General features: G+C 51.8%; 20 protein-coding genes and 4 pseudogenes. 16 read left to right on the top strand and 8 right to left on the bottom strand.

Features of this window, described 5'->3' with window-relative positions; all coding sequences use genetic code 11:
• The first annotated feature begins 8 nt into the window (after positions 1-8).
• The 5 genes and pseudogenes from ACMWJS_RS06195 (at position 9) to ACMWJS_RS06175 (ending at position 1,943) form a co-directional block, all read left to right on the top strand.
• A pseudogene (locus ACMWJS_RS06195) lies at positions 9-516 on the top strand (lysozyme).
• The gene (lysB, locus tag ACMWJS_RS06190) at positions 513-938 is read left to right on the top strand and encodes an Rz-like lysis system protein LysB (protein ID WP_414746804.1); all 426 of its coding nucleotides are present in this window, start codon (positions 513-515) and stop codon (positions 936-938) included. The pseudogene ACMWJS_RS06195 and the gene lysB overlap by 4 nt, the downstream one beginning before the upstream one ends.
• Positions 826-1,071 (top strand): Rz1-like lysis system protein LysC, encoded by a 246-nt coding sequence (lysC, locus tag ACMWJS_RS06185; RefSeq protein WP_080297781.1) that lies wholly within the window; start codon positions 826-828, stop codon positions 1,069-1,071. The genes lysB and lysC overlap by 113 nt, the downstream gene beginning before the upstream one ends.
• Complete coding sequence (locus ACMWJS_RS06180) at positions 1,034-1,501, top strand: phage tail protein (protein WP_414746803.1); 468 nt, start codon at positions 1,034-1,036, stop codon at positions 1,499-1,501. The genes lysC and ACMWJS_RS06180 overlap by 38 nt, the downstream gene beginning before the upstream one ends.
• The gene (locus ACMWJS_RS06175; protein ID WP_414746802.1) at positions 1,494-1,943 is read left to right on the top strand and encodes a phage virion morphogenesis protein; all 450 of its coding nucleotides are present in this window, start codon (positions 1,494-1,496) and stop codon (positions 1,941-1,943) included. The genes ACMWJS_RS06180 and ACMWJS_RS06175 overlap by 8 nt, the downstream gene beginning before the upstream one ends.
• A gap of 32 nt (positions 1,944-1,975) precedes the next feature.
• Here ACMWJS_RS06175 and ACMWJS_RS06170 read toward each other — a convergent pair whose 3' ends face one another.
• The gene (locus ACMWJS_RS06170; protein ID WP_414746801.1) at positions 1,976-3,034 is read right to left on the bottom strand and encodes a hypothetical protein; all 1,059 of its coding nucleotides are present in this window, start codon (positions 3,032-3,034) and stop codon (positions 1,976-1,978) included.
• Between the two features lie 87 nt (positions 3,035-3,121).
• Here ACMWJS_RS06170 and ACMWJS_RS06165 point away from each other — a divergent pair.
• The 8 genes and pseudogenes from ACMWJS_RS06165 to ACMWJS_RS06130 all read left to right on the top strand — a co-directional run bounded on the left by ACMWJS_RS06165 (position 3,122) and on the right by ACMWJS_RS06130 (position 9,035).
• Positions 3,122-3,766: pseudogene (locus ACMWJS_RS06165) on the top strand (phage baseplate assembly protein V).
• Entirely contained in the window at positions 3,763-4,113 is a 351-nt protein-coding gene (locus ACMWJS_RS06160) for a GPW/gp25 family protein (RefSeq protein ID WP_414746800.1), read from the top strand. The pseudogene ACMWJS_RS06165 and the gene ACMWJS_RS06160 overlap by 4 nt, the downstream one beginning before the upstream one ends.
• Positions 4,114-4,118: 5 nt before the next feature.
• Entirely contained in the window at positions 4,119-5,039 is a 921-nt protein-coding gene (locus tag ACMWJS_RS06155) for a baseplate assembly protein (RefSeq protein ID WP_414746799.1), read from the top strand.
• Positions 4,973-5,164 (top strand): annotated as a pseudogene (locus ACMWJS_RS06150) (phage tail protein); the annotation flags it as partial. The gene ACMWJS_RS06155 and the pseudogene ACMWJS_RS06150, both read left to right, overlap by 67 nt.
• A gap of 45 nt (positions 5,165-5,209) precedes the next feature.
• Positions 5,210-6,379: pseudogene (locus ACMWJS_RS06145) on the top strand (phage late control D family protein).
• A 76-nt stretch (positions 6,380-6,455) separates the two neighbouring features.
• A complete protein-coding gene (locus ACMWJS_RS06140) occupies positions 6,456-6,677 on the top strand; it encodes a DNA-binding transcriptional regulator (RefSeq protein WP_414746798.1) in 222 nt (73 codons plus the stop codon).
• Positions 6,678-6,825: 148 nt separating this feature from the next.
• The gene (locus tag ACMWJS_RS06135; RefSeq protein WP_414746797.1) at positions 6,826-7,845 is read left to right on the top strand and encodes a restriction endonuclease; all 1,020 of its coding nucleotides are present in this window, start codon (positions 6,826-6,828) and stop codon (positions 7,843-7,845) included.
• 236 nt (positions 7,846-8,081) lie between these two features.
• The gene (locus tag ACMWJS_RS06130; protein WP_414746796.1) at positions 8,082-9,035 is read left to right on the top strand and encodes a helix-turn-helix domain-containing GNAT family N-acetyltransferase; all 954 of its coding nucleotides are present in this window, start codon (positions 8,082-8,084) and stop codon (positions 9,033-9,035) included.
• 41 nt (positions 9,036-9,076) lie between these two features.
• Here the strand turns inward: ACMWJS_RS06130 and ACMWJS_RS06125 are convergent, their stop codons facing one another.
• A complete protein-coding gene (locus ACMWJS_RS06125) occupies positions 9,077-9,373 on the bottom strand; it encodes a YciI family protein (protein ID WP_023327637.1) in 297 nt (98 codons plus the stop codon).
• A gap of 220 nt (positions 9,374-9,593) precedes the next feature.
• On the opposite strand from ACMWJS_RS06125, the gene tonB reads away from it, so the two are divergent.
• Positions 9,594-10,322, top strand: a complete 729-nt coding sequence (tonB, locus tag ACMWJS_RS06120; RefSeq protein ID WP_414746920.1) for a TonB system transport protein TonB — start codon at positions 9,594-9,596, stop codon at positions 10,320-10,322.
• Between the two features lie 38 nt (positions 10,323-10,360).
• On the opposite strand, the gene yciA is transcribed toward tonB, so the two are convergent.
• The 4 genes from yciA to ACMWJS_RS06100 form a co-directional block, all read right to left on the bottom strand.
• Positions 10,361-10,756: an acyl-CoA thioester hydrolase YciA gene (gene yciA / locus ACMWJS_RS06115; protein WP_008502796.1), complete on the bottom strand. Its 396-nt coding sequence runs from the start codon at positions 10,754-10,756 to the stop codon at positions 10,361-10,363.
• Positions 10,757-10,860: 104 nt separating this feature from the next.
• Positions 10,861-11,400: a septation protein A gene (locus ACMWJS_RS06110; RefSeq protein ID WP_028018783.1), complete on the bottom strand. Its 540-nt coding sequence runs from the start codon at positions 11,398-11,400 to the stop codon at positions 10,861-10,863.
• Positions 11,401-11,456: 56 nt separating this feature from the next.
• Positions 11,457-12,200 carry a YciC family protein gene (locus ACMWJS_RS06105; protein WP_045908900.1) on the bottom strand — a complete coding sequence of 248 codons (744 nt, stop codon included), beginning with the start codon at positions 12,198-12,200 and terminating at the stop codon, positions 11,457-11,459.
• Positions 12,201-12,225: 25 nt separating this feature from the next.
• Positions 12,226-12,630: a YkgJ family cysteine cluster protein gene (locus ACMWJS_RS06100; RefSeq protein WP_032674935.1), complete on the bottom strand. Its 405-nt coding sequence runs from the start codon at positions 12,628-12,630 to the stop codon at positions 12,226-12,228.
• A 282-nt stretch (positions 12,631-12,912) separates the two neighbouring features.
• On the opposite strand from ACMWJS_RS06100, the gene ompW reads away from it, so the two are divergent.
• Positions 12,913-13,545: an outer membrane protein OmpW gene (gene ompW / locus ACMWJS_RS06095; protein ID WP_032674934.1), complete on the top strand. Its 633-nt coding sequence runs from the start codon at positions 12,913-12,915 to the stop codon at positions 13,543-13,545.
• Between the two features lie 145 nt (positions 13,546-13,690).
• A complete protein-coding gene (locus ACMWJS_RS06090; protein WP_223539077.1) occupies positions 13,691-13,900 on the top strand; it encodes a hypothetical protein in 210 nt (69 codons plus the stop codon).
• 156 nt (positions 13,901-14,056) lie between these two features.
• On the opposite strand, the gene yedF is transcribed toward ACMWJS_RS06090, so the two are convergent.
• Together yedF and yedE are read right to left on the bottom strand one after the other, a co-directional pair.
• Positions 14,057-14,290, bottom strand: a complete 234-nt coding sequence (gene yedF / locus ACMWJS_RS06085) for a sulfurtransferase-like selenium metabolism protein YedF (RefSeq protein WP_003856774.1) — start codon at positions 14,288-14,290, stop codon at positions 14,057-14,059.
• Complete coding sequence (gene yedE, locus ACMWJS_RS06080) at positions 14,287-15,498, bottom strand: selenium metabolism membrane protein YedE/FdhT (protein ID WP_414746795.1); 1,212 nt, start codon at positions 15,496-15,498, stop codon at positions 14,287-14,289. Before yedE ends, yedF begins: the two co-directional genes overlap by 4 nt.
• Between the last annotated feature and the right edge of the window lie 13 nt (positions 15,499-15,511).

Raw genomic sequence — 15,511 nt, 5'->3', positions numbered from 1 at the left:
GGCTATTCGTGAAATCAATCGTTAAAAAATGCAGTGTGGCCGCCGTGCTGGCGCTGGCAGCGCTGATGCCTGACTTTCGTCTGCTTAACACCTCGCCCATGGGGCTGGCGCTGATTGCCGACCTCGAAGGTTGTCGCCTGACGCCTTACCAGTGCAGCGCGGGAGTGTGGACGTCGGGCATCGGCCACACTGCAGGCGTCGTGCCAAAGGGAGAAATCACCGAACGTCAGGCGGCGGCGAACCTTGTCGCGGATGTGCTGAACGTCGAGAAACGTCTGGCCGTATGCGCGCCGGTGAAAATGCCGCAGCACGTTTACGACGCGCTGGTCAGTTTCTCATTCAACGTGGGAACCGGCGCGGCCTGCCGGTCGACGCTGGTCTCGTTTATTAAGCGCCAGCAATGGCCGCAGGCGTGCGACCAGCTCACCCGCTGGGTTTACGTGAATGGCGAAATTAACAAGGGGCTGGAAAACCGCCGCGCGCGAGCGTGCTTACTGCCTGAGGGGGATTCAATGAAAGTGATGTTGTTTTTACTGGCCGCGCTTATTGCAGTTGTGCTCTGGCAGCGTCATGAAAACGGCAACCTGACGCGCTCGTTTGAACGGGCGAACAGGGTCGCCACGGAACAAAAAACCGCGATCGGAATGCTGAAAAATCAGCTTTCCGTTTCGCAGGGAATTGCCAGGCGAAATGAAACCGCGCAGGTCAATCTACGCGGCGAACTGCTGGCCGCCGGTGCAATGGCCGTGCGACGTGAAGAAACCATTACGAGGCTGATAAATGAGAATGAAACGTTACGCCGCTGGTATAGCACTGAGCTGCCTGATGTTGTGCGTCGGCTGCACACCCGCGCCGCCTGCGCCTCCGCCTGTCATTGTTTACAGCGCCTGCCCGAAGGTGAGCTATTGCCCGATGCCGGGAAGCGACCCGGCCACTAATGGCGACCTGAGCGCCGATATTCGCAGGCTTGAGCACGCGCTAGCCGCCTGCGCGCTGCAGGTTGAAACCATCAAAGACTGTCAGGATAAACTCGATGAAGAAAGCACGCAGCCTGCGCGAAGCGCTGATTAAAGCCGTTCCGCAGTTAGAAACGAATCCCGAAATGATGCGCATCTTTGCAGATGAGGGGAATATCGATGCGCGTCTCGCGGCCTCGCTGTCGCATGAGAAAATTTATACCCTGAATGTGATCGTATGTGACTTTGTCGGCGACCCTGACCTGATTTTCGTGCCGGTGGCCGCATGGCTCAGGGAAAACCAGCCGGATATCTGCACGCTCGATGACGGCCGCAAAAAGGGCTACCGTTTCCAGATGGATTTAAACGACGGGGACAGCGTCGATATCATCATCAGCCTGCAGCTCACCGAGCGCACCATTATCAGGGAGGAAAACGGTGCGCTGCATGTGAGCTATGCCGCTGAGCCTCCACTACCGGAACCGGTAACACCACCAAAAGAGCTTTATCTTGACGGAGAGCTGGCGAGTAAATGGGATGAGTGAATTTAAGCCCTTTGACGACCGGCTCAGTGGTCTGATTGCTTCCCTGTCACCGGCTGCGCGCCGGAAGCTGGCCGGGGAAATAGCGAAACAACTGCGCACGGCGCAACAGCAACGTATCAAACAGCAAAAAGCCCCGGACGGCTCACCGTATCAGGCGCGAAAACGTCAGCTGCTCAGGGCAAAGACCGGGCGGATTAAACGAGCGATGTTTCAGAAGCTACGAACAAGCCGATACATGAAAGCAAGTGGCTCTAATGATGCTGCCGTGGTGGAGTTTACCGGAAAAGTGCAGCGGATTGCGCGTGTCCATCAATACGGGCTTAAAGACCAGCCAAGTCCTCAGGGCTCTCAAGTGCAATACGCAGAACGTCGGTTGCTCGGATTCAGTTGGGAAGATAAGCAACTCATTGAAAATTTAATAATTCAAGTCCTTGGTTGGTGAGGGACGAAAAAGGTGGGGTTAACCCCACCTTTTTATTTGGGTTTTACTGCCGAAATTAAAGATGCAATTTGTTCAATTCCGTCAAATGTTGATGGTATTTTCTCGTCACTTGTCATTATGTTTGAGAATATGATTTCTTCAAATTTCTTAAGGATGTCTGTGTTATTTGTTTTGATTTCTTTGGCGTATTCTGCGTAGTTTTGAATGAAGGCGCAGAGGCTTTTTCTAAGCTCTATTTGAGTCATCTGTGCTCGTATAGAATTAAAGCTTGATAATGCTATTTTGAAGTAGTATATCAGAATAAATGTTATTGAGATAACTGGAATGGACCGAATGGCGATTTTATCTAGGGTTAATTCAGGTGCGTAATATATGAGGTAAATTGCTTCGGTGGTTATTGGTAATATAGCGAGTAATCCCAGAATAAATAAAAAAGCTTTAGACCAATTGAGCTCATTTTTTTTCTCAATGCTGAGGTTGTTGAATCCATTGTACAACCCTACAAAGTTAAACGCTGACTTATGCTCTTCTAGTTTATTTATTTGGTTAATGATTGTTTTTTCACGCTCTTGGAAATTCGAGTCCCATTCTTCTATTGCAGTTTTCGCTTGGGTTAAAAAATTAGGGGCGCTTTTATATATTTCTAAATTTGGGTTGCTCAGGCTTTCTTTGGTGATAAGGATAGGGAGTTTGTTAATGCTGTTTTTTATTTCTACTTTTGTTTGTGGGAGGAATGAGTTAAGTTCATTGATGCTGAAGTCAATAATCAAATCTAATTGATGGAGTAACGGTTCTTGTGTTTTTATATTTGCTTCCAGTAAAAAGTTTAGGCAATAAAAAAATAGTAATTCTAAGTTTTCTCTGTTGGCGTCCTCTCTTAAGGTTTCTGTGAACTTTTGGATGTATAACTCTGTGGTGATGGTGCATTTTTCATCCCATATTGCAGGGGATGAATTTATAGTTTCAAGTATGGACTTGGTGTTTCTAAGTAGTTTTATTTCGAATTCATCTTGTAAGGCCATTAATTCAAATTGGGACAGTTTATTATTGATGAAGCTCTTAATTCTTGAGTTGGCGAAGTAAACACCCATATTCTGCTCCAGATCTAGATTGTTGTATGTTAGTCCATCGGACTTGGATGATTTCAAAACTTTATCCAAACCACGCATTATGCAGATATGAAAACTCAACTCAATGAAATTATGCGTGTTCTACGTAACTTGATTCGAATTGGAATGATCATTGATGTCAATTCCGATGCAGGGCTATGTCGTGTCAAGATCGGCGGGATGGAAACCACCTGGCTGAACTGGCTGAACTGGCTTACCTGTCGCGCCGGTCGCTCGCGCGTATGGTAGGCTCCGTCTGTTGGCGAGCAGGTGCTTTTACTGGCGATCGGGGGGGAACTCGATATGGCCTTTGTGCTGCCGGGCATTTTCTCTGATGACAATCCTGCGCCGTCTGCCTCCCCTGATGCGCTTCATGTTTCCTTTCCTGACGGGGCGGTCATCGAGTACGAACCTGAAAACGGGGCGCTCACCGTGTCAGGTATCAAAACCGCTGACGTCACCGCATATGAGTCCATTACGGCCACCGTGCCGGTGGTGCTGGTGAAAGCCTCTACCCGCATCACGCTCGATACGCCGGAGGTGGTATGCACCAACAAGCTGACGACCGGCACGCTCGAAGTGCAGAAAGGCGGGACGATGAGCGGGAACATCGAGCACACCGGCGGGACACTGAAATCAAACGGCGTGCAGGTGGATAACCACGCACACGGCAACGTTCAGAGCGGCGGAAGCTGGACTGAGGAGACGCAATGACGGTGCGTTATCTGGGAATGAACAGCCGGACCGGCCTCAGTATCTTTGAGGTTGAGCATATCCGGCAAAGCGTGCGCGACATTCTGGTGACGCCGGTTGGCTCGCGCGTCATGCGTCGTGAATATGGCTCGCTCCTGTCGCAGATGATTGACCAGCCGCAGACCCCGGTGCTGCGCCTGCAGATTATGGCCGCGTGCTATTCCGCGATCCAGAAGCGGGAGCCACGCGTAGACCTCTCGACCATTACCTTTGAACGGTCGGAGACCGACGGCGGGCTGTATGTCGACATCACCGGCACCCGTTCGACCGGCGGCAAGCCATTTTCCATCACCATTCCACTGAGCTAATCACTATGGCAACCGTTGACCTGAATCAGTTACCCGTTCCCTATGTGGTGGAAGAACTGGACTTTGAAACCATTCTTGCCGAACGCATTGCGACGCTAATTTCACTCTATCCAGAAGACCAGCAGGAGGCCATTGCCCAGACGCTCATACTTGAATCAGAGCCGATTGTGAAGCTGCTGCAGGAAAACGCCTATCGTGAAGTTATATGGCGTCAGCGTGTGAACGAAGCCGCGAAGGCGGTGACGCTGGCTTATTCAACCGCTAACGACCTCGACGTCGTGGCCGGGAACAACAATACCGAACGCCTGACCATCACCCCGGCTGATGAAACCACCATACCGCCAACGCCTGCCGTTATGGAATCAGATGCTGACCTGCGGCTGCGCACACAACAAGCTTTTGAAGGGTTAAGCGTCGCGGGTCCGGTCGGCGCCTATGAGTATCACGGCCGCAGCGCTGACGGGCGGGTCGCTGACGTCTCGGTCACGAGTCCTTCACCCGCATGCGTGACAATTACCGTGTTATCCCGAGAGGGGGACGGAACCGCCAGCCCTGAACTGCTGGCGATCGTTGAAAAGGCACTGAACGCCGAAGATGTTCGCCCGGTGGCCGACCGGGTGACCGTCCAGTCAGCCGAGATTGTGCCGTACCAGATTGATGCGACGATCTACGTTTACCCCGGCCCCGAGTCTGAGCCCATCAGGCAGGCATCGGAGCAGAGGCTTCAGAGCTATATCAGTGCGCAGCACCGCCTCGGGCGTGATATCCGCCTGTCATCCATTTATGCGACGCTGCATGTTGAGGGGGTGCAGCGTGTCGAGTTGGTATCACCGCAGGCCGACATTGTGCTGAGTAAGCGGCGCAGAAAGAAACCATTTCCAACATCATCGGCACGACTGACGAAAACGGCAAATACACCGGGCTGAAAGCGCTGTTAACGGCGAAAACCGTCACCGGCGTTAAGCCGCGCATTCTCGGCGTGCCGGGGCTTGATTCTCAGGAAGTGGCTACCGCTCTTGCGTCGACATGCCAGAGCCTGCGCGCGTTCGGGCAATCTGGTCACGTCTGCCGGTGACTGGCTGGGAGGGCTGGCAGGATGATTACACGAATGGACATTCAGGCCGGGGCGAAGATTGCCCCGGCGTTTATACTCAAGCTCGATAACGACGATATCACCCAGGATTTTAGTGACCGCCTTATCAGCCTGACCATGACCGATAATCGCGGATTCGAGGCCGAACAGCTCGATATCGAGCTCGATGACACCGACGGCCAGATAGCTTTGCCACCGCGCGGAGCAACGTTGACGCTGTGGTTAGGCTGGCAGGATTCCGCGCTGATAAAAAAAGGAACGTTCACTGTCGACGAAATCGAGCACAGGGGCACGCCTGATACGCTGACCATCAGGGGGCGCAGCGCTGATTTTCGCGGGTCGCTGAACTCGCGCCGGGAACAGTCATGGCATGACACCACGCTCGGGCAAATTGTCGAGACGATTGCGGCACGCAATAAGCTGACGGCCAGCGTGGCCGACACGCTGAAAGCCGTCGCAGTGCCTCACATTGACCAGTCGCAGGAATCCGACGCGGTGTTTCTGTCCCGTCTGGCTGACCGGAACGGTGCGGCGGTTTCGGTAAAAGCGGGGAAACTGTTATTCCTGAAAGCGGGGAGCGGTAAGACGGCCAGCGGGAAGCACATTCCGCAGATGACCCTTGAGCGCGGGGACGGCGATCGTCATCAGTTTGCCATTGCTGACCGGGAAGCCTATACAGGCGTTACGGCAAAATGGCTGCACACCAAAGACCCGAAGCCGCAAAAGCAAAAGGTGAAGCTCAGGCGTAAGCCTAAAGAGAAGCACCTCCGTGCGCTACAGCATCCGAAAGCGACCAAATCCCCGGCAAAGGCCAAAGCCAAAAAAGAGCAGGAAGCGCGCGAGGGTGAGTAAATGGCCGGTGAGGCTGACATAGTGCTGGAGCTCACGACGATTTACGCGTCAAAGGCGCAGGCCATGCGCGCCGCTCAGGCGAAGTGGGACAAGCTGCAGCGAGGTGTCGCGGAGTTTTCAATTTCGCTGGCTATTGGCCGGGCAGATTTATTTCCTGAAACGCCAATCGCGGTGAAAGGGTTTAAACGCGTCATAGTCGATCAGGCGTGGATAATCAGCCGGGTGGTGCATAACCTCAACGGGAACGGCTACACGACGGGCTTAGAGCTTGAGGTTAAGGTTTCGGATGTGGAGTACGAAAGCGAAGAATTAACGCAGTAATATGTTTTTAACTGTTTGTTGTATAAGGATAAATTTAGTAAATTTAGCGCATCGAAAATTAAATGAGGTGCCCAACATGTTTCACTGTCCAAAATGCCATTTTGCCGCTCACGCCCGCACAAGTCGCTATTTTACCGACACGACCAAAGAACGGTATCACCAGTGCACAAACATCAACTGCAGCGCCACGTTTGTCACCACTGAGACAGTCGAGCGTTTTATCGTATCGCCGGGTAAGGTTGAACCAGCACCGCCGCATCCGACAGCTTCAGGACAACAACAAATACGTTGGATGTGATGCATAAATCAGCCTCATCCGAAGTGAAGTTTTACTCTATAAAGACTCTATGGATGTTGTTGAATGGTTCTTCTGTACTTTTATAAACTGGAACTGATAAAACAATTCAGCTGTAGTGATAAAAATCATGAAAGAGAAGAGGGAAATCATGGCGGTTACATTTAAAAACATAGAATTAGTATCAATTTTAGGAGAGTCTGCTGGGTTTAAAACAGGACTCGCCCTTGATAAAGATGAAATAATTGAACTTTTTCCTGATGACTCAGGATATAGGCACTATCTCTCAAAAAGTGATGAGGCATATATACGAATTTATCCAGAAGATGTTGATGAGATGTTTGCTCATATTCTATTTCGATTAGGTAGTATTGAAACTCCCGGATGTATCTCCAGTACGATTCGCCTTTTACACAAGTACAAATCAGATCCAGAACTTTCAGCGATATTTAAAGAGGTTATGGAATTATGGGTGATGCATTTTGACCTTGCTATGAAAAAAACTATCAGTGAAGGAGGTAGCACTCTCGACCCAACTCCATTTATGACTGCCTGCGCAGAAAGATTTGGTCGTACTGGTCTTAATATGAGCATGGAGATCATAACTGGTAACGAAGATGATTTATATCGTCGGCTTAGCCAAATAAGACGAGTGGACTGGAAAGATGAAATAGAACTTAAAGGTTTATTCAAGTCAGAATCTTTAGAGAGTGAGTATGGAAACTTCATAGACCAGAGATTCATTGATTATTTACAACGAAACACTGACAAATTAAATGAGATGCATTGGCGAAAATTTGAGGGGCTAACAGCTGAATATTTCAGCCGAGAAGGTTATGAGGTTGAGCTTGGTCCAGGCCGCAATGATGGAGGAATCGATGTCCGCGTTTGGAAAAATAATAAAAAAGCAGGTGATCCTCCACTCATTCTTATCCAATGTAAACGATACAAAGATAAAATCGAACGTACAGTGGTAAAAGCTTTGTGGGCTGATATGGAATGGGAAAAAGCAGGTTCTGGACTTATTGTGACAACATCTGGCATCTCACCCGGGGGGCTTTCTGACTGTCAAGCCCGAGGATATAAAATCGAAGAGGCTAATAAAAATACCATCGCTCAATGGCTTGAAAAAATGAAGACGCCGGGTAATGGTATTTTCATGGGTAAATGATTGAACTTTATTTACCAGATCCTGTTGATATGTATATTGAGATTTGAAAATCAAAAGCCCCGTTTTACGGGGCTATCAATCTAGATGTGGTCAATACGTGGACATTTTCTGAAATAAATCCCTTTATTTCAGTATGTTGAAGCATTTCAAAAAGCTCCTGCGGGAGCCTTTTTAATTCTGTTTGACAATCCCTCACCATTTAGTTGTATAGTACAACTAAGTGATGAGGACACAACATGCACAGCGAAACCCCGGTAGTCAGTGTTATTCGACGTTCCTCGCGCCTGATGGTGCGAGAGTTAGGTTTTATGGGGTCTACCCTGGCCTCAACGAATTACTCGCCTTCTGCCGTCCATACTCTGGTCGAAATTGCTCTACGCAAAGAGATGACGGCGAGCCAGCTGGTGCAACTGCTGGGCCTGGAAAAGTCCAGCGTCAGCCGGATGCTGGCTCGCCTGATTGCCGCAGGCGAACTCGAGGAAGTCATTTCTGTTGAGGATGCGAGAGCGAAGAGCCTCAGGCTGACCGCGAAAGGTCACGAGACGGTCAGCAAAATTAATGCCTTCAGCAATGAGCGCGTGGTCACAGCAATAAAGCGTCTTGCTCCTGCCCAGCAGCAGACCATTTCTGAGGGGCTCTCCCTTTATGCCAACGCGCTGCTGGCATGCCGTGAGGCGGGCAGCGATATGCAGCCCGACGAGCTGAAGATAGTGCAGGGGTACATCCCCGGCATGATTGGCCGTATCGCGGAGATGCATGGCAGCTATTATTCGCGCGAACATAACTTTGGTCGCTTCTTCGAGGCTAAAGTGGCTTCAGGGCTGGCCGAGTTCAGTGAAAGACTGGAGAAGCCCTGTAATCAGATTTGGCTGGTAGTGCTCAACGATAAAATTGTCGGCTCGGTGGCAATCGATGGCGAGGATCTGGCGCCGGGTGAAGCCCATCTTCGCTGGTTTATTCTTGATGATGGCTGCCGGGGACAGGGCGTGGGGAAAAAACTGCTGAATGAAGCGATGCGGTTCTGCGACAGTGTCGGTTTTTCTGCCGTGCACCTCTGGACGTTCAATAAGCTGACCGCCGCCCGGCGTCTGTACGAGTCGTTTGGGTTTACGCTGGTAAAAGAGTGGGAAGGCGACCAGTGGGGGAGCCTGATTACAGAGCAGCAGTTTACCCGGTACAGAGGCGCGTAATCGCCGCCATAAAAAAGGCTCCTTTCGGAGCCGCTTTGGTATCAGAACACTTTCTTGTACGGTCTGACCGTCACTTTTGCATACACACCCGCTGCAACGTACGGGTCTGCGTCAGCCCAGGCCTGAGCGGCTTCCTGGGATTCAAATTCAGCAATAACCGTGGAGCCGGCGAAACCGGCAGCACCCGGATCGTTGCTGTCTACTGCGGGCATGGGGCCAGCGGTCAGTAATCGGCCTTCATCCTGAAGCAACTGCAAACGTGCCAGATGCGCAGGGCGCACAGACTGGCGTTTTTCGAGCGAATCAGCAACATCTTCAGAGTAAATCACGTAAAACACGGCGAAGCTCCTTAACCGGTAAAAGTGTCAGTTACGTTATGTGAAAGGGCAAACGACTGCAATGTAAAATAAAAACAATGTTAATACCCTGATCTGAATGCGCCTTTTTTGGCCTCTCAGGCGCTAAAATTGCGCCAGAGCAAAGTGTCTTATTGAATATGATTGCTATTTGCATTTAAAATCAGGGTTCGGTTTTTTAACGTTGATGAATATGACTTCGATGACCCTTGATTTACCTCGCCGCTTTCCCTGGCCGACGCTGCTTTCTGTCGTGATTCACGGTGCCGTTGTGGCGGGTCTGCTGTATACCTCGGTTCATCAGGTTATTGAAATGCCCGCGCCCGCGCAGCCGATTTCCGTGACGATGGTATCGCCAGCGGATCTTGAACCGCCGCAGGTTGCCCCTCCGCCGCCACAGCCGGTGGCTGAACCGGAGCCAGAACCCGAACCCGAACCCGTTCCGGAGCCACCGAAGGAAGCCCCGGTGGTGATCCACAAACCTGAACCGAAGCCAAAACCTAAGCCGAAGCCAAAGCCGGTGAAGAAGGTCGAGGAGCGTCCGAAACGCGAGGAACGTCCGGTTGAACCGCGCGCGACCCAGCCGGTCGAAAATGCAGCGCCTTCACGTCCGGTGATGAACAATACGGCAACGACGTCAAAGCCAACGGTTACCGCGCCAGCGGGCCCGCGAGCCGTAAGCCGCAATCAGCCTCAGTATCCGGCGCGAGCTCAGGCCTTGCGTATTGAAGGCCGTGTACGGGTGAAATTTGATGTCACTGCGGATGGCCGCGTGGATAACGTGGAAATCTTATCTGCGCAACCTTCTAATATGTTTGAGCGCGAAGTGAAATCTGCCATGCGCAGATGGCGCTATGAGCCAGGCAAGCCGGGTAGCGGATTGATCGTCAATATTGTTTTCCGCCTGAACGGCGGGGCGCAGATGGAATAAAAAAAGCCTCCGAAAGGAGGCTTTTTTTTGCCTGTCGATCAGGCCTGTGGAAGTTGACGAGGTTTACCCTCGCTGTCCACAGCGACATAAATAAACAGCGCTTCAGTGGCCTTATAACGTTGCCCAATCGGCTCAGAAGAGACTTTCTTCACCCAGACTTCGATGTTGATGGAAATGGAGGTATTACCGCGTTTCACGCAGCGCGCGTAGCAGCAAACCACATCACCCACCGCAACCGGGCGCAGGAAGGTCATGCCGTCCACTCGCACGGTGACCACGCGCCCGTGGGCAATCTCTTTTGCCAGAATTGCGCCGCCCATATCCATCTGCGACATCAGCCAGCCGCCAAAAATATCGCCATTGGCATTGGTGTCAGCGGGCATTGCCAGTGTGCGTAAAACCAGTTCGCCCTGAGGGGCGTTAGTTGTTGTCATTGTTTTAACTCGTAACGGAAGACTTCAGGCGGGATGCTACTATGATTCGCGTGCGGAGAGAATAGACCAGAACGCCCGTCGTTGACGTTCTGGTCAGTCAGTAATCAGTGGTTGTCGTCCTGCGGCATATGACGATAGATGTATACACCGCTCAACAGCGTGAAGATAAGCGTCAGCGCAGTCAGGCCAAAGACCTTAAAGTTGACCCAGATATCCTGCGGCAGCCAGAAGGCGATATAGATATTAGCGAGACCGCAGAGAATAAAGAAGATTGCCCAGGCAGTATTCAGACGCGACCAGACTACCTGCGGCAGCGTGAGTTCTTTACCTAACATGCTCTGGATAAGAGGCTTTTTCATGAACCATTGACTGAACAGTAATGCTGCTGCAAACAATGCATAAATAACAGTCACCTTCCACTTAATAAATTCAACATCATGCAAGGCAATGGTCAATCCACCGAACACCGCCACTAGGATGAACGTAATAAGCGCCATTTTTTCGACTTTGCGATAGCGAATCCAGCTATAGATCAGCACAACGGCGGTCACAACGATTAATGCTTTTGTTGCAGCAAAAATGTCGTACAACTTATAGACAGCGAAAAACACCGCGAGTGGTAAAAAATCAAGAAACTGCTTCATTCTGTGATTCCATCTTCTGAGCGGGGCGGGAGACAGCGATGCCCCCCGCCTCGGGATTACTGACGAATTAACATATACAGGCGGAACAGATAGACGAGCAGTACCGCTGAAATGAGATTGCTCAGCGTATTCGCCACCACGGCGCCAACATTAGGCGTTAATACCGCAAAATTCGGCGCAAACAATAACAGCAGCGTTTTGGCCAGCAGCCAGCCGATCACGGCGGGCGCCACCAGACGCATATTAGCCCATGCCAGTCTGATGCTGTTGCGCATCGCGGTAAAAATACCCATTTTATCCTGCACGACCATCACCGGGGCAAATGAGAGCACGATAGCCAGTAATACCCCCGGCACCACAACCAGCATAATCCCCATCTGCACCAGCAGGGTGGTCAAAAAGATCAGGATAAACAGCTTAGGTAAAACCGGCGCGCTGGCACCAATCGCCCGTAAGGCGCTGACCCGGTGACCCGCTGATACCAACTGAATCATCAGCAAAACGCCTCCTGCCAGAACCGCATTACCAATCAGGCCTGAGAACGTGGACGCGGCAGAAGCGCGCAGCAGAATTTGCTGCTGCTCCGGCGTCATGTTTTGCACCAGCTCAAACAACCCCACGCTACCCGCAAGATGGTCGCCCTGGCTCAGGCTGGCAATCTGTTCTTCACTCGGTGAGAACGCATGACCCAGCACCACCGTGATAAAGGCGCAAAGCAACGCGATCAGTAAAAAGGTAATGAACTGATTGCGGAAAAAGTTTCCCGTGTCACGGTAGACAGACTTCGCCGTGATAGACATGCACTCTCCTTGAGTATTGCAGGTGTTAATTAGCCGGCAATTGTACACCGGATGCACCTGCTGTGGCAGCATCAAGGCTTGTATGGAAAAGCATATCTTTGTAAAGCGGCGGTAATCCAACGCGGGCGCGGGCGCGGTTACAGGCTTCGTTGACCTGCCCATCTTCCCCCGACATGGCAAATTCCCGGCACGGGCTGGGGCGATCCTCATAGATGGAACAGCGGGTCGCGACCCCAGGCTCACCCTGTAGCGCCACACAGCGGGCCTGCTTTTGGTTCGTGCCGCTCATGCAGCGCAGAAAGGGGGTTAACGGCTCGGTAAGATGAACCGGAACGGTACCGCCGCCATCGCTGGCTTCGGCCCAGTAGAAAGAGACTCGAAAATACGCACAACAGGCTCCGCACGTCATGCACGGGTTAATATCACTCATGGCACACCTGCAAAAGAAGAACGCATCAAATCAACTTGTGAGAGCGATAAATTATCCAGCCGCCAGAGGAAGAGCAAGAGGGGGAAAAGGGAAAATTTTGTAACCGTGAAATGCCAAAAATTGACATGGAAACAACTTACTGGTTTTGGATGCGTAACAAAAAATTAATCCAGATCAATGAATGTTAAGTTACTGGTTTTAATGTGATCTGTGGCAGATCACTTATTACCCTTTTGTGAGTATATTCTCATCCGCGATTAAAACCACAACGATGGAGCGGATATGAAAAAATTAGCGGTGGCAGCCCTTGTATTAAGCAGTCTCTCTGGCGGCGCGTATGCGCATGAAGCAGGCGAATTCTTTATTCGTGCCGGTTCGGCTACGGTTCGCCCAACTGAAGGATCGGATAACGTGCTGGGAATGGGCGGTTTTAACGTCAGTAATAACACCCAGTTAGGTTTAACCTTTACCTGGATGGCGACGGATAACGTGGGCGTTGAGCTTCTGGCCGCAACGCCGTTCCGTCATCGCGTCGGTTTAGGACCAACCGGTGATATCGCCACGGTTCACCATTTACCGCCAACGCTGATGGCGCAATGGTACTTTGGCGACTCAAGCAGCAAGGTGCGTCCATATATTGGCGCCGGTGTGAACTACACCACCTTCTTTGATGAGAAATTCAACGATACCGGTAAAGAGGCGGGTCTGACGGACCTCAGCCTGAAAGATTCGTGGGGCATGGCGGGACAGGTCGGTCTGGATTACCTGATTAACCGCGACTGGCTGATCAACGCCTCGGTCTGGTATATGGATATTGATACGGACGTACGCTTCAAGGCGGGCGGCCAGCAGCAAAGTATCAATACTCGCCTGGATCCGTGGGTGTTTATGTTCTCTGCGGGTTATCGTTTCTGATCCCCTGTCAAACTGGCCACAGGGTGGCCAGTTTGCTTTGTTCACATCAAAACGACGGATAAACCGGCCGCTCATCAAGCTTTACGCACTGCCTCAGGAGCGTTTCCCCATCATATAAATAGCTGAAAGCGTCGCTGGACAGGGAATGGAAGAGAATATCGCCGTTGGCAAACGGGATAATTTCGGTATCACCCGCACGTTTGTGTCCCGCGCCGGTTTCAAAATGACCGCGCCACCGTTCCTGAGTGTGGTCATAGACGTGCAGAATAACCTCGACAAGTCCTCGTTGCGGACAATTCAGGCGCAGGAAGGTAGAAGAGAAATTCAGGGACAGCGCATGGAAGGGAATCAATAAGGCGAAAACCAGTAAAGCTCGTAAATACATCAAACCGCGAAAACCTCCTTCAAAAGGGAAATGAGATTTTACTTAAGTCAAAAATCACGTTTTTGCCGTGGATCAAGATGTCTTATAATTCAATACGATAAAGGCCCCTGACGAGGCCCTTAACGATCATTTTTGAATCAGATAGCGAATGGTTGGGCCATCCTGCTGGATATCCAGCACCGTATAACCGTGGTTTTTCGCATCCAGCGGTATGTTGTTGATGGACTGCGGGCAGTCGCTGACCACCTCCAGAATTTCACCTTTCTTAAGCTGCGGCAGCGCTTCAAGCGTAGCCACCGCCGGATATGGACAGGGCTCGCCAACCATATCCAGACGATAATCAGGCACAATCTCTTTCATGCTGCATTCTCCTGCGTTTCTGTTTTAACGCTCGCACGGCGGAAGAAACGTCTCTCCTGTGCGACGACCAGTAAAAAAGCGACCAACAGCAGGGCGTAGGTGACGAGCAGGCCGCCGAGAGGCCCGAAGGTATTCAGCAGGTTGACCTTGTCCCAGTTGGTGGCCAGGACGGGAGACACGTCATCCCAGTAGTACGCCAGGATTGTCGAGCCAATCACATTTCCCAGTCCCACCCACCAGTAGTGCACCTGGCCTTCGACGGCGCGATACATCCAGCCGGTTTCACACCCGCCAGCCAGCACGATCCCGAAGCCGAACAGCAGGCCGCCAATGACCGCGTTAGGACCGGCCCACATGATTTTTGGTTCGACGCCCAGTTGAACATAGCTGAAGATGCCGATGGCGCTGACCGCCATCCCGGCGAGAATCGCCTTCGCCATCATCGTGCGCCCGGTGATCCACATATCGCGAAACGCGGAGGTGAAGCAGATCTGCGCGCGTTCAATGAGCAGACCAAAACCCACACCGAACAGCATCGCCAGACCGAGCTTAGGTTGGTTCAGGGCGGTGCAGAGCGCCCATGCCACCATGGCGAAAAAGACCAGCATCCCGAGGCGGAAACGGCGGCGGGCCTGAGAGGGCTTCTGGGTTAACGGAGATGCTGCGCTGACTTTTGTCATTTTCACTGGAATACGAAACAGCGGCAGCAGGGTGAATTTTGCGCCAAAGTAAGAGCCGATGGCCGTGGCGACGGCAAAGAACCAGGCGTGAAGCGAGAACTGCGGGATCCCGGTAAAGAAGGCGGCAAGGTTACACCCCATCGCCAGACGCGCGCCGAATCCGGCAATCATGCCGCCGACAACCGCCTGCACAATGCGGATCCGGCTTTTGGGCATACGCAACTTAACGTTGTTTGCCCACAGCGCGGCAGCGAAGCAGCCGCCGAACATGCCGATGATCATCATCCCGTCAATACGGGTGAGCGGCGTACCGTCGAGGTGGATGAGCTTAAAGTATCCCCACTCTTCGGCGTGCACGCCTGCGAGCTGCAGCAGCTGTCCACCCCAGCGGGTGAACTCGCCGGTCACGGCCCAGAAGGTACCGGTAATGCCAAAATAATAAGTAGAGAGAATGCCTGCCGCGATAACGGCCGGAACCGGTGACCAGAACTTAACCAGGTAAGCCTGTTTGAAGGATTGCCATGACATGAATAAGCCTCTG

Source organism: Enterobacter sp. HK-058-C-ECC (assembly GCF_047531125.1).
Classification (GTDB): domain Bacteria; phylum Pseudomonadota; class Gammaproteobacteria; order Enterobacterales; family Enterobacteriaceae; genus Enterobacter; species Enterobacter quasiroggenkampii.
This window is presented reverse-complemented; position numbering and strand designations above follow the sequence as displayed.

Coding starts and splice junctions, on each gene's coding strand:
- lysB (WP_414746804.1), top strand. CDS start 513: ATGAAAGTGATGTTGTTTTTACTGGCCGCGCTTATTGCAGTTGTGCTC.
- lysC (WP_080297781.1), top strand. CDS start 826: ATGTTGTGCGTCGGCTGCACACCCGCGCCGCCTGCGCCTCCGCCTGTC.
- ACMWJS_RS06180 (WP_414746803.1), top strand. CDS start 1,034: ATGAAGAAAGCACGCAGCCTGCGCGAAGCGCTGATTAAAGCCGTTCCG.
- ACMWJS_RS06175 (WP_414746802.1), top strand. CDS start 1,494: ATGAGTGAATTTAAGCCCTTTGACGACCGGCTCAGTGGTCTGATTGCT.
- ACMWJS_RS06170 (WP_414746801.1), bottom strand. CDS start 3,034: ATGGGTGTTTACTTCGCCAACTCAAGAATTAAGAGCTTCATCAATAAT.
- ACMWJS_RS06160 (WP_414746800.1), top strand. CDS start 3,763: ATGACGGTGCGTTATCTGGGAATGAACAGCCGGACCGGCCTCAGTATC.
- ACMWJS_RS06155 (WP_414746799.1), top strand. CDS start 4,119: ATGGCAACCGTTGACCTGAATCAGTTACCCGTTCCCTATGTGGTGGAA.
- ACMWJS_RS06140 (WP_414746798.1), top strand. CDS start 6,456: ATGTTTCACTGTCCAAAATGCCATTTTGCCGCTCACGCCCGCACAAGT.
- ACMWJS_RS06135 (WP_414746797.1), top strand. CDS start 6,826: ATGGCGGTTACATTTAAAAACATAGAATTAGTATCAATTTTAGGAGAG.
- ACMWJS_RS06130 (WP_414746796.1), top strand. CDS start 8,082: ATGCACAGCGAAACCCCGGTAGTCAGTGTTATTCGACGTTCCTCGCGC.
- tonB (WP_414746920.1), top strand. CDS start 9,594: ATGACCCTTGATTTACCTCGCCGCTTTCCCTGGCCGACGCTGCTTTCT.
- yciA (WP_008502796.1), bottom strand. CDS start 10,756: ATGACAACAACTAACGCCCCTCAGGGCGAACTGGTTTTACGCACACTG.
- ACMWJS_RS06110 (WP_028018783.1), bottom strand. CDS start 11,400: ATGAAGCAGTTTCTTGATTTTTTACCACTCGCGGTGTTTTTCGCTGTC.
- ACMWJS_RS06105 (WP_045908900.1), bottom strand. CDS start 12,200: ATGTCTATCACGGCGAAGTCTGTCTACCGTGACACGGGAAACTTTTTC.
- ACMWJS_RS06100 (WP_032674935.1), bottom strand. CDS start 12,630: ATGAGTGATATTAACCCGTGCATGACGTGCGGAGCCTGTTGTGCGTAT.
- ompW (WP_032674934.1), top strand. CDS start 12,913: ATGAAAAAATTAGCGGTGGCAGCCCTTGTATTAAGCAGTCTCTCTGGC.
- ACMWJS_RS06090 (WP_223539077.1), top strand. CDS start 13,691: ATGGAAGAGAATATCGCCGTTGGCAAACGGGATAATTTCGGTATCACC.
- yedF (WP_003856774.1), bottom strand. CDS start 14,290: ATGAAAGAGATTGTGCCTGATTATCGTCTGGATATGGTTGGCGAGCCC.
- yedE (WP_414746795.1), bottom strand. CDS start 15,498: ATGTCATGGCAATCCTTCAAACAGGCTTACCTGGTTAAGTTCTGGTCA.